Raw genomic sequence first — 12,901 nt, forward strand, 5'->3', positions numbered from 1 at the left:
TCGGTGGTGCTCACGCGGCGTGCTCCGGGGCCTTCGCGGGTTCGGCGGCGCCGGTCGCGGCCGCCTCGGACGGGGTGGCCCGGTCGGCGGCCGGGTCCGGGGCGGGGGGCCCGGGCTGAGGAGAGGCCGCGGCGGTGGCCGGGGCGGCGGGCGCGGCGGTGGCCGCGGCCGCGGCGGGCTGCCAGCCGGGGCCGCGGAAGACGCGCCCGGCGCGCTCGCTCCAGGTGCGGGCGGCCCGGACGTCGCGGGCGATGGCGGCGTACTCGTGGGTGGCCACCCGCAGCGGGTTGTGGGTGGCGATGTTCTTGGTGAGCCCGTACACGGGCCGCTCCGTCTCCCCCACCCAGGAGCCGAACATCCGGTCCCAGACGATCAGGATCCCGCCGTAGTTGCGGTCCAGGTACCCGCCCTGGGAGGCGTGGTGGACGCGGTGGTGGGAGGGGGTGTTGAAGACGTACTCGTAGGCGCGCGGCAGCTTCCCGATGCGCTCGGTGTGGACCCAGAACTGGTAGAGGAGGTTGATCCCGTAGCAGAAGGGGATCACCGCCGGGTGCACGCCGAGTGCCACCATCGGCAGGTAGAACCACCAGGTGGTGGCGCTGGTCCAGGGCTGGCGCAGGGCGGTGGTGAGGTTGAACCGCTTGCTGCTGTGGTGGACCACGTGGCAGGCCCACAGGATGCGGACGACGTGGTGGCCGCGGTGCTGCCAGTAGTAGAGGAAGTCCTGGGCGAGCAGCATCAGCGGGACGGTCCACCACAGGAACGGCACGCGCAGCGGGGTCAGCTCGTATACGGCGGTGAAGACCGCGACGACCGGCAGCTTCCAGAGCAGGTCGAAGCCGATGCTGCCGAGCCCCATGCCGATGCTCGTGGCCGCGTCCTTGGCGTCGTAGCCGGCGGCGTCATCGTCGGGATGGAGCCGGTAGCTCACCATCTCGATGACGGTGAGCAGCACGAAGGCAGGTATGGACCACAGCACGACATCGGGCAGGTTCGGCATGACGGCACCATAGAGGCGCCGTCCGGGGTGCCGCTAGGGGTTGTTACCGATCGGTATCCGTCGATGTTACCGACGGTTCGATCCAGGCGCCTCCGACCGGGGCGGCGCGGGTCCGGCGGGTACCCGGACCGCCCCGGCGGGGGTCACCGGCCCACCCGATCACCCGCCCACCCGATCACCCGATCACCCGCCCGGCCGGTCACCAGACGCGGACCGAGCCGCCGCGGGCGAAGGCCGGGCTGGTGGCCCGGGGCGGGACCTCCGTCAGCGGGACGGCGATCTCCGAGACCAGGGGGCCGTGCTTCGCGGCCACCGCGTCCAGCAGGGGCAGGTCGAAGCCGTAGACGCGGGCCGCGTTGCCGCCCACCATGGCGGCGACCTCCGCGCGCGGCAGGCCCGCGTACGCGATGCGCAGCCCCTCGCGGGAGAACGGGGTCGTGCCCTCGTCGTGGGGGTAGTCGCTGCCCCACATGATCTTTTCGAGGCCGATCCGCCCCCGCAGCGGGACCTCGTGCGGGCGCATGAAGCTGGCCCCCACGAAGCAGTTGTCCCGCCAGACCTCACTCGGCCCCTTGCCCATGGACTCCGCCAGCCCCGCGCCGAACTTGGCCTCGGCGGTGGCCGAAGCCGCGACCAGCCGGCCGTGGTAGTAGTCCAGCATGTCGAGCACGCCCGGGATCCAGCCGGAGCCCTGCTCGGTCAGGACCAGCTTCAGGCCGGGGTGGCGGCGGAAGGCCCCGCCGAAGATCAGGTGCCACAGGGCCCGGTGCGAGAACCAGGTGGTCTCCACCATGAACACGGCCCGGGCCGCGGGTTCGTCGCCGAGCGGCGGGGACGCCGAGCCGCCGTGGTGGTTGACCGGGACGTCCAGTTCGTCGCACACCGCCCAGATGGGGTCGTACGCCGCCGAGTGCAGCTCGGGGACCGTCGAGCCGGGCGGTACGCCGGGCAGCAGGATGCCGCCGGTCAGGCCGGCCTCCCTCGCGCGGCGGATCTCCCGCACCGCCGCGTCCACGTCGTTGAGGAGGATCTGCGCCACGCCCGCCCGGCGGCCCGGCGCGTCCGCGCAGAAGTCGGCCAGCCAGCGGTTGTGGGCCTGGAGCCCGGCCCACCGCAGCGCGTAGTCCTCGGCGGCCGGGGGCTGGGCCATCAGGGAGCTCTTCGGGAAGAACGGCGGGATGGTGTTGGGGAAGAGGACTTCGGCGACGATGCCGTCCGCCTCCAGTTCCGCCAGCCGGCGCGCGGAGTTCCAGTTGCGGTCCGCGGTGTCCGCGAGGAGGTCCTCGTACGGATTCACGTACGAGGCCGCCCAGGCGTCGAACTCGTCGTGGTACCGCCTCTCCAGGTACGGCTTGTAGTCCAGCAGGTCGGCGCCCGCGTGGCAGTCCGCCGAAATCACCGTGTAGCGGTCCTCGGACGTCACGGGTTCACCCCCAGCACCGGGAACTCGTTGTCCGTGAGCCAGTGCCGGCCGACCTCGCGCGAGCGCGCCCAGGAGGCCTCCACCGCCGCCTGGTCGGCGGACTGGCCGAGTTCGGCCGGGGTCGGGCCGATCCGGCGGGCGATCGGTGCCAGCTTCTCGGTGTCGAAGCCGAAGGCCTCCGCCGCGGCCAGGCCCAGCATCCGCCGGGTCTCGCCGACCGGGATGTCGTGGAAGGTGTTGCGCAGCCAGTTGCGGGTGTCGGGCCAGGTGCCCTCGGGGTGCGGGAAGTCCGAGCCCCACAGGATGTTGTCGACGCCGATCTCGTAGCGCTGCGCCAGCTCGCGGCGTTTGGTGTTGGTGGCGCACACGAACACCTGGCGGTCCAGGTACTCGCTCGGGGGGCGCTTCAGCTCGGCGAACGGGGACAGCTTCTTGCCCCCGTGCGCGCCCAGGTAGAGCCGGTCCATGAACCACAGCTGGTTCGGCAGCCACCAGCAGCCCGCCTCGGCGACGCCGAACTTCAGGCCGGGGTGGCGCTCGAATACTCCGGACCAGAGCAGGAACCAGAGCGGGCGGGCGGGCCACCAGGTGACCTCGGAGACGTAGATGCCGAGGTGGTCCCCGTACTCGTGGCGCGGCGCGGCGCCCGAGTGCGTGACGACGGGCATCGCCGTCTCGGCGGCCGCCGCCCACACCGGGTCGTAGCGGCGGTCGTGGTAGGGCGCCCGGTCCACCCACATGGAGGGGATCATCAGCGCGCCGAGCCCGGACTCCTTGGCCCGGTGTATCTCCGCGACCACCTTCGCGGGCTCGCCGGTGACGGGCAGCAGCGCGACCCCGCAGTGGCGTTCGGGGTTCGCGCCGACGAACTCGGCCAGCCAGCGGTTGTGCGCCCGCGCGCCCGCCATGCCGAGCTCGGGGTCCTGGTCGCCGGAGAGCCCGAGGCCCACCCCGAAGGGGGCGGCGGTCTGGCTGTCGACGGCGTCCGCGTCGGGGAAGACGACCTCGGCGGCCACGCCGTCGCCGTCGAGTTCCTTCAGCCGCTGCCCGGTCTCCCAGCCGCCCCGCAGGCCCTCTTCGTGGTCGTGGAACCACTTCTGGGCGAAGGCCTCGTTGCGGATCCCGAGGCGGGTGGCCTCCTCGCGGCGCGCGTCGCGCTGGCCGAGGAACTCGTCGAACCGGTCGTGGAAGCGGGAGTCGAGGTAGGGGCGGTACCGCTCGGTGGGCAGCCCGGCGTGGCAGTCGGAGGAGATGATCAGGTACGGGTCTTCGTACGGGGTGTCGCTCACGGCGGACGCTCCTCAGTCGAGGATGAAGCTCTCCAGGTAGGCGGGGTTGGCGCGGTCGAGCATCGACCGCGACCGGGCGCGGATCTGACGGTCGCTGTGCTCGCTCGCCGGCAGCATCCAGAAGCGGTCGGCGCGGATGCCGTCGACGACGTGCTCGGCGACCTCCTCGACCGGGGTGAAGTCCACCGCGTGGCCGGCCTCGCGCATCGCGGCCTCGTACTGGTCGAGGCTGCGGTACGGGGTCTTGCGCGGGCGCTCCTTCGCGTACCGCTCGGGCCGGTTGCGGTGCGACTCCCACAGCCCGGTGCGCAGCATGTGCGGTCCGGGGAAGAGGACGGAGGCGCCGACGGGGGCGCTCTCCGCCTTCAGGTGCGCGTACAGGGACTCGGTCATGGTGACCACCGCCGCCTTGGTGACGGCGTAGACGGAGGCGGTGGGCAGCGGGGCGATGCCGCCGTCGCCGGAGGAGGTGTTGACGACGTGGCCGGGGCCACCGCCGGCGATCATGCGGGGGACGAAGGCCTGGATGCCGTGGAAGACGCCCCAGACGTTGACGGAGAAGGCCCATTTCCAGTCGTTGGGCTCGTGCTCCCACATCCGGCCCTCGGCGCCGGAGCCGACGCCCGCGTTGTTGCAGAGCACGTGGACGGCGCCGAAGGCCTCGTACGCGGCGTCCGCGAGGGCGGTGACCTCGGCGCGGTCGCTGACGTCGACGCGCCGGGCGAGGACCCGGGCGCCGTCGGCGGTCAGTTCGTCGGCCGCCTTGCGCAGGGCGGCCTCCTCCACGTCGGCGAGGACCACCCGCAGTCCCTCGGCGGCGAACCGGCGGGCCATGGCGAGGCCGATGCCGCTCGCGGCCCCGGTGACGACGGCCGTCTGTCCGGGTTCGAGCCGCATCTCAGACGCTCCCCTCGGGCGGGCCGTCCAGGATCTGGAGCGGGTCGTCGTAGCGCTGGTGGATGTACGGGAGCAGGGCCCGGGCGCTGACGCGTTCGGCGACCTTCCCCTTCTGGTCGGTGGTCTTCTCGCCGACGGTGATCTCCACGATCCGGCGGACGGGGAGGTCGGCGACGGGGTCGAACATCGACTCGCGCAGGACCACGTCACCGGTGATGTGCTCCAGCTTGCGGACCTTCTCGTTGCGGGTGACGTGTACGAGGACCGGGTCGGCGTCGAATCCCGAACCGTCCACCGCGGGCAGGAACTTGAAGTAGAAGTCCGTCTTCGGGGCGGGCTCGGGCAGCGGCAGCGTCCGGTCCACCGCGCCGCGCACCTCGACGAAGGCGATCCCGTGCCGGGCGAGCGAGGCCCGTACGACGAGCCCCTCGCGCTCCACGGTGACCTCGCCCAGCTTCTTCGGCTCGCCGAACACCTCGCGGCCGCCGGTCAGGGCGCGCTCGTGGGTCATCGGCATCACCAGCGGGTACCAGCCCTCGACCCCGCCGTGCCGGGCGGCGACCGCCACCGAACCGGCGCCGAGCGGGTAGCCGGGCAGGTCGACCTTGCTGATGTTGGCCCGTACGAGGGGCCGTTCGGCGGGCTTCAGGGGCGGTGGCAGGACCGCCGCGATCACGTCCGGATCGCTCTCCCAGACGGCCACCACACCGGTGGACCAGATGTCGGGGAGCTTGGCGCTCTTCTCGCGCGAGGCCGTGATCTCCGCCTCGGTGCGCGCTCCGTACCGGATGCGTGCCATGGGTGTACCACCCTTCGATCGAGTTCGTCCGGGGGTTCTGTAACACAGTTACACCGCTGCCGATGAAGGGTAAAGCCCCCTGCACGCACCAGAACTGACGTTCCGACAGATCGGTTGACGGCCATGACCAGAAGTGCGCTCACCCGAGACGAGGTGCTGGCGGCGGCCGCCGCCCTGGTCAAGCGGCACGGCCCGGCCGCCCTCACCATGCGGGGGCTCGCCGCCGAGCTGGGTACCGCCGTCACCTCCATCTACTGGCACGTCGGCAACCGCGAATCGCTGCTCGACGCCCTCGTGGAGCGGACCGTCCAGGACATGGGGGTGATCCGGCCCACCGGCCGGACCCCCACCGGGCGGATCGTGTCCGTGGCCCGGATCCTGCGCCGCGAACTGCGCGAGCGCCCGCACCTGATCGCGATGGTCCACGAACGCGGGCTCACCGAGCGGATGTTCCTGCCCGCCCAGCGGGCCCTGGTCCACGAGGTGCACGCGGCCGGGCTGCGCGGGGCCCGGGCCGCCGACGCGGTGCGCGCGATCCAGTTCCAGATCGTCGGCTTCCTGCTCGTGGAGCGCAACCGCGAGCGCTCCCCCGCCCAGTCCCCCGCCGAGGGTGAACTCTGGGACCCGCGCGCCGCCCCCGACGACCCCGGACTGGCCCGCGCCCTGGGCCGCCCGGCGGATCCGGAGCGGCTGTTCCTGTTGTCCGTACGGGCCCTCGCGCAGGCCCTGCTGACCCCGGACGCGGCCGCCCCGCCGGCTTCCGGGTGACCCGGACCGCGGCCGGACGCCATCCGGCGGGACCCTTCGCGGCGTCGGGGTGACGGCCGGGGAGACCCGTCGGGCCCCGCGTGTCAGTCCGTGCCGATATCCTCTGTGACCATGCTCGACGACCGTACGACCGCAGAGACGACCTGGCCGACCGCGTACCCCGAGGGGTACGCGGTCGTCGACGTGGAGACCACCGGGCTCGCGCGCGAGGACCGGATAGTCTCCGCCGCCGTCTACCGGCTCGACGCTCAGGGCAACGTGGAGGACCACTGGTACACGCTGGTCAACCCGCAGCGCGATCCCGGCCCGGTGTGGATCCACGGGCTCACCAGCGACATGCTCCAGGACGCGCCGCTCTTCAAGGACATCGCCGAGGAGTTCGCGGGCCGGCTCGCCGACCGGGTGCTCGTCGCGCACAACGCCATCTTCGACTGGCAGATGATCGCCCGGGAGTACGCCCGGGCCGAGGAGACCGCGCCGGTCCGTCAGCGGCTGTGCACCATCGCCCTGTCGAAGGAGCTGAACCTCCCGCTGCCCAACCACAAGCTGGAGTCGCTCGCCGCCCACTTCGGCGTGGTCCAGCAGCGCGCCCACCACGCGCTCGACGACGCCCGGGTACTGGCGGAGGCGTTCCGTCCGTCGCTGCACGCCGCCGCGCGGGACGGCGTACGGCTGCCCCTGCTGGAGTGCCGCCCGCTGACGGAGTGGTCGGACTCCGCGGTCACCCCGCGCGTCGGGTACCAGAGCTCGTACCGGGGCGGCGGCTGGCGGCCCTCGCGCAAGCGGCCGGCGTGCCCGCACCCGAACCCGGGGCGCTTCGAGGACGGCAAGCCGCTGAAGCAGGGCATGCGGATCGCGTTCTCGGGTGACACCTCGGTGGAGCGGGAACTGCTGGAGGACCGCGCGGTCGAGGCGGGGCTGCACATCGCGACGAGCGTGTCGCGGCTCACCAGCCTGCTGGTGACGAACGACCCCGACTCGGCGACGTCGAAGACGGTCAAGGCCAAGTCCTTCGGAACGCCCGTCGTCGACGAGGCGGCCTTCACACAGCTGCTGCGGGACGTGGCTGCGGCAGACGGGTGAGCGTCGGGCGACTCGCCCGGCGACCGCTTTCCCGGTCCGCCCGTCGGGTCCCACCCTGTGGCGCATGGCACGTTGTGAGGTCTGCGGAAACGATTACGGCATGTCCTTCGAGGTGCACGCGCAGGGCGCCGTGCACGTCTTCGACTGCTTCTCCTGCGCCATTCACCGCATGGCGCCCATCTGCGAGCACTGCCGGGTCCAGATCATCGGACAGGGCGTCGAGGTCGAGGGCCAGTGGTTCTGCGGAGGGCACTGCGCCCGCGCCGAGGGGAAGGCGGGCATCATCGACCACGTCTGACGCTCCACCGCTGCGCGTCCACCCCGCCGCGTCTCCCGCCGGTACGGCTTTCGGCCCCGGACGGCCACCCGGCCTCCGGGGTCCTCACGGCGGGGGGGTACCGTCGTGGGCGTGTACCGCTTTGTACTGACCCGGCAGTGGGTGTGCCTCACCCTCGTGACCCTCGCGCTCATCCCCGCGATGATCAAGCTGGGGTTCTGGCAGTTCCACCGCCATGAGCACCGGGTCGCGCAGAACGAGCTGATCGCGACGAACCTGAGCGCGAAGCCGGTGGCGATGACGGACATCACCTCCCCCGGGCACGTCGTCCCGCGCGCCGACTACTGGCGGGCGGTCACCGCCACCGGTACGTACGACTCCGCGCACGAGGTCGTCGTCCGGATGCGCACCGACAACGACGACAAGGTCGGCTTCCACGTCCTGACCCCGCTGGTGCTGGCCGACGGCCGGGTGGTGCTGGTCAACCGCGGCTGGGTGGCGGGCGGCGACGACCCGCGCGCGTATCCCCCGGTACCGGCGGCGCCCTCGGGCGAGGTGACGGTGACCGGGCGGCTGAAGGCCGACGAGACGAGCGGCGGCAGCGGGATCAAGGACCGCAAGGGCCTGCCGGACCGCCAGGTGATGCTGATCAACAGCGGGCAGCAGGCGGAGTACCTGGGCAAGTCCGTGCTCGGCGGCTACCTGGAACTCACCGCCCCGGTCCCGGCGGACGGCAGCCCCGAGGTGATCGCCGAGCCCGACCACGACTCGATCGGCCCGCACATGGCGTACGCCGTGCAGTGGTGGCTGTTCGCGGCGGCGGTGCCGGTGGGCTGGGTGATCCTCGTACGGCGGGAGCGGCGCGACCTTGAGGCGGCGAAGGCCGCCGGCGCGGACGAGGCCGCGGCCGCCGAGCGGGAGCCTGCGCCGAGCGCGTAGCGTGTCGGCATGGATCTTGGACTGAAGGACCGTGTGTACGTCGTCACCGGCGCCACCCGGGGGCTGGGTTACGCCTCCGCGCGCGAACTGACGGCCGACGGGGCGAAGGTCGTCGTGACCGGGCGGGACGCGGCGCGGGCGGCCGAGGCGGCGGCCACGCTCGGCCCGAACGCGGTGGGTGTCGCGGCGGACAACGCCGACCCGACGGCGGCGGCCACGCTGATCGCGACGGCGAAGGAACGCTTCGGCCGCTTCGACGGCATCCTGATCAGCGTCGGCGGCCCGGCGCCGGGGGCCGCGGCGGACAACACCGACGAACAGTGGGCGGCGGCGTTCGAGTCCGTCTTCCTGGGCGCGGTCCGCCTGGCGCGGGCGGCCGCGGATGAGCTGGGCGAGGGCGGGGTCATCGGCTTCGTCCTGTCGGGCTCCGTCCACGAGCCGATCCCCGGCCTGACCATCTCCAACGGCCTGCGGCCGGGCCTGGCGGGCTTCGCGAAGTCCCTCTCGGTGGACCTCGGCCCGCGCGGGATCCGGGTCGTGGGCCTGCTCCCGGCGCGCATCGACACCGACCGGGTGCGGGAGCTCGACGCGCTGTCGGGCGACGCGGGGGCCGCGCGGGCGGCGAACGAGTCCCGCATCCCGCTGCGGCGCTACGGAACCCCGGAGGAGTTCGGGCGCACGGCGGCGTTCGTCCTGTCCCCGGCGGCGTCTTACCTCACGGGCCTGATGCTCCCCGTCGACGGCGGCTCCCGCCACGGCTTCTGACCGCTCGCCTCGCCGGCGGGTCTTACCCACCCCGCCCGGGCCGCGCGTCCGCTCCTCGGCCGGGGCGCGCGGCGCCTGCGCGCCTCAAGACCCCTGGGGCTCCGCCCCAGACCCCGCGCCTCAAACGCCGGCGAGGCTGGATCTACCCCCAGCCCCGCCGGCGTTTGAGGCGCGCGGGGGTCCGGGGGCCGGCCCCCGGCGACGGCGCCGCGGATGGGCAGCCCTGGCGGGGTCAGGTGACGCGGGCCGCGCGGTGGGAGGAGACCTGGAGGCGGGCTTCCGCGGGGAGGGCGGGGAGACCCGCCGAAGTGCGGGCGTGGGTCAGGACCGGCCCGGCCAGCGCGGCCAGCGCATCGGCCGGGACCGCGTGCGGCTCCAGCTCCAGCGCGACCCGCAGGGTCGGGGATCCCCGCCGCCCCCGCAGCGCGACCCGGCAGGAGGCGACCCCGTCGACCGCCCCCGTCTCCGCGGCCACCGCCGCTTCCAGCGCCCGCCCCCGCAGCACCGCGTACGCCCCGTCGCCCGTGTCCACTTCCACCGCCGCCAGCCGCGAGCGCCGCAGTTGGGCCAGCAGCCACCACAGCGCCAGCACCACGCACACCGCCAGCCCCGCCACGACGGCCCACCACCACCAGCCCTCGGCATGCCAGTGCAGCCGCCGGGTCCGGGCCGCCAGCAGCGGCGCGTGCCGCCCGCCCAGCGGCCGGAACCCGGTCAGCAGCACGGCTCCCGCCGCGAGCAGCAACAGTCCGAAGATCCCGAGCAGGATCCGGTTCACCACCCCGAGCGTCCGCATCCGCATCCCGTCACTCCTTTCCCCGGCGGACCCGCACCCGCGCCGGCAGCGGACGCGCGAGGCCCAGTTCCTCGACGGCGACGGCGACCACCCCGTCCAGGTCGGTCCGTACGTCGTCCAGCTCGCGGAAGTGCGAGGTGGCCCGGACCCTGACGCGGCGGCGGCCGGCCTTGACCCGGGCCGACCGCACCCCGGAGACCTCCATCGCCCGGTCCCGCAGCACCAGCGCGGCGGCCTTCCGCCCGAGCCCGGCCCGTACCCCCGGTCCCGCGCCCTCCGGCGCCCGCATCACGAGGATCCCGCGCAGCCCCGGCGCGATCGCCAGTACCAGCAGCACCACCCCGGCCAGTGCCAGCACCCCGCCCGCGATCAGCACGGTCGTGTCCGCCGGGGTGTGCCGGTCCAGTTGGCGGGCGAGCTCCCGGCGCCAGCGCATGCCGGGCCGGTGCGCCCGTACCGCCGCCAGGTCGTACAGGAACAGGCAGGCGACCGCGAGGATCACGAGCGCGGTCAGCGCGGCGGGCACCCGCCGGACCGACCAGAACCGATGCGGAGGCGAATGCGGATGCCGAGCAGGCGACCCCGCCGGGGCCGTCACAGCAGCCCCCGGTCCCGGCCGGCGCCCGGCCGGGTGTGCCTGGAGTGCAGCTGCTCGATGTCGATGTCCACCTCGGGTACGGACATGCCCGCGCACTGCTCGACGCGGTGGACGACCTGGCGCCGTACGTCCGCGCACTGGGCGGCGACGTCGGACGGGTAGGCGAGCTCCAGGCTCACCCGTACCCGCGCGATGTCATGGTGCACCGTCACGGTGGCGTGCGGCGGGGCGCCGTCCGTCGGCGGGGAGCCGGCGAGCGCCTCCCGGGCCGCCTGCGCGGCGATCTTGGCGACGACCCGGTCGGCGATCCGCGTGGCTCCCAGCTCGCCGGGCGGCACGCGGGGCGGCGTGGCCCGTGGCGTACTCACCGGCGCCGGTCGCCGCGGTCGTCCCGGTCACCGCGTTCCCCGCGGTCGCGGGGGCGGAACACATCGCCGGCGTGCAGGTCCCCGTCGAGGAACCGGCCGCCGATGAAGCCGACGGCGCCGAGCGCCGCCACCAACAAGAAGGCCCCGAAGCCGCCGAAGTACCCGGCGAATCCCAGCGCCAAGCCGGCCAACATGCCGGCGACCGCCATGTTCATGCGGACTCCTCTGGCTCCTCGTGGCTACTGGAGCCGGGATTCCGGCTCTTCGTCTTCCTCGTCGGGCAGCTTGACGTCGCTCACCGCGATGTTGACCTCGACGACCTCCAGGCCCGCCATCCGCTCGACGGACGAGATGACGTTCTCACGGACCGCCCGGGCCACGTCGCGGATCGACACGCCGTAGTCGACGATGATCTCCAGGTCGAGGGCCGTCTGGACCTCGCCGACCTCGGCCTTGACGCCACGGGAGGCGGAGGATTTCGCCCCGCCGGGCACCCGGTCGCGCACGGCGCCGAACGTACGGGAGAGGGCGCTGCCGCTGCCCATGGCGTGCACGCCGGCCACCTCGCGGGCGGCGAGTCCGGCGATCTTCTCGACGACGCCGTCGGAGATGGAGGTGCGCCCCCGGTCGGCGGGGTACTTGAGGTCCTTGGCGGGCTTGGCTGCGCCCCCGGATACGGATTCACTCATCGCGTGTCCCTTCGCGTGGATGGGCTCACTCACCACCGTAAGCGCGCGGAGCCGCCGCCGCGCCGGGGACTACTCCGGTCGGCCCGGTCCTCCCGTCCGGCGCCGCGCGGCGTCGCATCACGTCGCGTCGCGCCACGGGAGGCACTTGACCTCAACCATGGTCGAGGTCGGAGAGTGGGTACGCGATCGGGGCCGCGGGCCTTGGCGCCGTTACGAGACGGGGGAAAGCCATGCGGGCGATACGGGTGGACGGGTACGGCGGTCCGGAGGTCCTGGCCGAGGTCGAGCTGGCGGACCCGGTGCCGGCGCCGGGCGAGGTGGTGCTCCGGGCGGAGGCCGTGGACACCATCTACGTGGAGACCCAGATCCGCGGCGGCTGGGGCGAGGCCTTCGGGATCGCGCCGCCGTACGTGCCGGGCGGAGCGGCGGCGGGCACCGTGGTCGCGGTGGGCGAGGGCGTCGCCCCGGGCTGGCTGGGCCGCCGGGCGGTGGCCGGGCCGGGCACGAAGGGGACGTACGCGGAACTCGTACGGGTACCGGTGGAGCTGCTGGTCGCGGTTCCCGACGGGCTCGGCCTGTGGGAGGCGGCGGCGCTGGCGCACGACGGGGTGACGGGGACGGGGATCGCCGAGGCCGCCGGGATCAAGCCGGGCGAGCGGGTGCTGATCCTGGGCGCGGCGGGCGGCATGGGCACCCTGCTGGTGCAGCTCGCGGTGGCGGCGGGCGCGGTGGTGGTGGGCGCGGCGCGGGGCGAGCGGAAGCTGACGCTGGTCCGGGAGCTGGGCGCGGAGCCGGTGGACTACACGGAGCCCGGCTGGACCGAACGGGTCGGCGGCCCGGTGGACGTGCTTCTGGACGGGGTCGGGGGCGAGCTGGGCCTGGCGGCCTTCGGGCTGGTCCGCGACGGGGGCCGGGTCTCGGCGCACGGGGCGCCGAGCGGCGGGTTCACGGAGCTGGACCTCGCGGAGGCCGAGCGGCGGGACATCGCGGTGCGGGGCATCGCGGACGTGCAGTTCCCGCCGGAGGAGATCGTCCGGCTGGCGGGGGCGGCGTTCGCCGAGGCGGCGGCGGGCCGGCTGCGGCCGGTGATCGCCCGCACCTTCGCCCTCACGGACGCCGCCGCGGCCCACCGCGCGATCGAGGCCCGCGAGATCCCGGGCAAGGCCCTGCTGATCCCGTGACCGGGCCCGCCGCGACCGCCCGGCCCGGC

At 73.9% G+C, this 12,901-nt stretch carries 16 protein-coding genes; 6 read left to right on the top strand and 10 right to left on the bottom strand.

Annotated features, from left to right (window positions below; genetic code table 11):
• Positions 1-10 precede the first annotated feature (10 nt).
• The 5 genes from EES41_RS10150 to EES41_RS10170 all read right to left on the bottom strand — a co-directional run bounded on the left by EES41_RS10150 (position 11) and on the right by EES41_RS10170 (position 5,408).
• Positions 11-1,000, bottom strand: coding sequence for a sterol desaturase family protein (locus tag EES41_RS10150; RefSeq protein ID WP_123077419.1), 990 nt, complete (start codon positions 998-1,000; stop codon positions 11-13).
• A gap of 199 nt (positions 1,001-1,199) precedes the next feature.
• Positions 1,200-2,423 carry an amidohydrolase family protein gene (locus tag EES41_RS10155; protein WP_123077420.1) on the bottom strand — a complete coding sequence of 408 codons (1,224 nt, stop codon included), beginning with the start codon at positions 2,421-2,423 and terminating at the stop codon, positions 1,200-1,202.
• On the bottom strand, positions 2,420-3,712 hold the full coding sequence (locus EES41_RS10160) for an amidohydrolase family protein (protein ID WP_123077421.1): 1,293 nt from the start codon (positions 3,710-3,712) through the stop codon (positions 2,420-2,422). Before EES41_RS10160 ends, EES41_RS10155 begins: the two co-directional genes overlap by 4 nt.
• A gap of 12 nt (positions 3,713-3,724) precedes the next feature.
• A complete protein-coding gene (locus EES41_RS10165) occupies positions 3,725-4,609 on the bottom strand; it encodes an SDR family NAD(P)-dependent oxidoreductase (RefSeq protein WP_123077422.1) in 885 nt (294 codons plus the stop codon).
• A gap of 1 nt (position 4,610) precedes the next feature.
• Positions 4,611-5,408 carry an acetoacetate decarboxylase family protein gene (locus tag EES41_RS10170; protein WP_123077423.1) on the bottom strand — a complete coding sequence of 266 codons (798 nt, stop codon included), beginning with the start codon at positions 5,406-5,408 and terminating at the stop codon, positions 4,611-4,613.
• A gap of 123 nt (positions 5,409-5,531) precedes the next feature.
• Here EES41_RS10170 and EES41_RS10175 point away from each other — a divergent pair, with 123 nt between their 5' ends.
• From EES41_RS10175 to EES41_RS10195, 5 genes are all read left to right on the top strand, one after another.
• A complete protein-coding gene (locus EES41_RS10175) occupies positions 5,532-6,176 on the top strand; it encodes a TetR/AcrR family transcriptional regulator (protein ID WP_123077425.1) in 645 nt (214 codons plus the stop codon).
• Positions 6,177-6,281: 105 nt separating this feature from the next.
• Positions 6,282-7,259 carry a DEDDh family exonuclease gene (locus EES41_RS10180; protein WP_123077427.1) on the top strand — a complete coding sequence of 326 codons (978 nt, stop codon included), beginning with the start codon at positions 6,282-6,284 and terminating at the stop codon, positions 7,257-7,259.
• 64 nt (positions 7,260-7,323) lie between these two features.
• On the top strand, positions 7,324-7,557 hold the full coding sequence (locus EES41_RS10185) for a hypothetical protein (protein WP_008743243.1): 234 nt from the start codon (positions 7,324-7,326) through the stop codon (positions 7,555-7,557).
• Positions 7,558-7,668: 111 nt separating this feature from the next.
• Positions 7,669-8,475 (top strand): SURF1 family protein, encoded by an 807-nt coding sequence (locus tag EES41_RS10190; RefSeq protein WP_123082377.1) that lies wholly within the window; start codon positions 7,669-7,671, stop codon positions 8,473-8,475.
• Between the two features lie 9 nt (positions 8,476-8,484).
• Positions 8,485-9,240 (top strand): SDR family oxidoreductase, encoded by a 756-nt coding sequence (locus EES41_RS10195; RefSeq protein WP_123077429.1) that lies wholly within the window; start codon positions 8,485-8,487, stop codon positions 9,238-9,240.
• A gap of 232 nt (positions 9,241-9,472) precedes the next feature.
• On the opposite strand, the gene amaP is transcribed toward EES41_RS10195, so the two are convergent.
• Genes amaP through EES41_RS10220 form a run of 5 tightly spaced genes read right to left on the bottom strand, consistent with a single transcriptional unit; the run spans position 9,473 to position 11,691 of the window.
• On the bottom strand, positions 9,473-10,036 hold the full coding sequence (gene amaP / locus EES41_RS10200) for an alkaline shock response membrane anchor protein AmaP (RefSeq protein ID WP_123082378.1): 564 nt from the start codon (positions 10,034-10,036) through the stop codon (positions 9,473-9,475).
• Positions 10,037-10,046: 10 nt separating this feature from the next.
• Positions 10,047-10,634 (bottom strand): DUF6286 domain-containing protein, encoded by a 588-nt coding sequence (locus EES41_RS10205; RefSeq protein ID WP_123077431.1) that lies wholly within the window; start codon positions 10,632-10,634, stop codon positions 10,047-10,049.
• Positions 10,631-10,972, bottom strand: a complete 342-nt coding sequence (locus tag EES41_RS10210) for an alkaline shock response membrane anchor protein AmaP (protein ID WP_254211395.1) — start codon at positions 10,970-10,972, stop codon at positions 10,631-10,633. Before EES41_RS10210 ends, EES41_RS10205 begins: the two co-directional genes overlap by 4 nt.
• A 26-nt stretch (positions 10,973-10,998) precedes the next feature.
• A complete protein-coding gene (locus EES41_RS10215; RefSeq protein WP_123077435.1) occupies positions 10,999-11,217 on the bottom strand; it encodes a hypothetical protein in 219 nt (72 codons plus the stop codon).
• A gap of 24 nt (positions 11,218-11,241) precedes the next feature.
• A complete protein-coding gene (locus EES41_RS10220; RefSeq protein ID WP_037794857.1) occupies positions 11,242-11,691 on the bottom strand; it encodes an Asp23/Gls24 family envelope stress response protein in 450 nt (149 codons plus the stop codon).
• 230 nt (positions 11,692-11,921) lie between these two features.
• Here EES41_RS10220 and EES41_RS10225 point away from each other — a divergent pair, with 230 nt between their 5' ends.
• Entirely contained in the window at positions 11,922-12,872 is a 951-nt protein-coding gene (locus EES41_RS10225; protein WP_123077437.1) for a zinc-binding dehydrogenase, read from the top strand.
• Positions 12,873-12,901 lie beyond the last annotated feature (29 nt).

The organism is Streptomyces sp. ADI95-16 (assembly GCF_003721495.1).
GTDB lineage: Bacteria > Actinomycetota > Actinomycetes > Streptomycetales > Streptomycetaceae > Streptomyces > Streptomyces goshikiensis.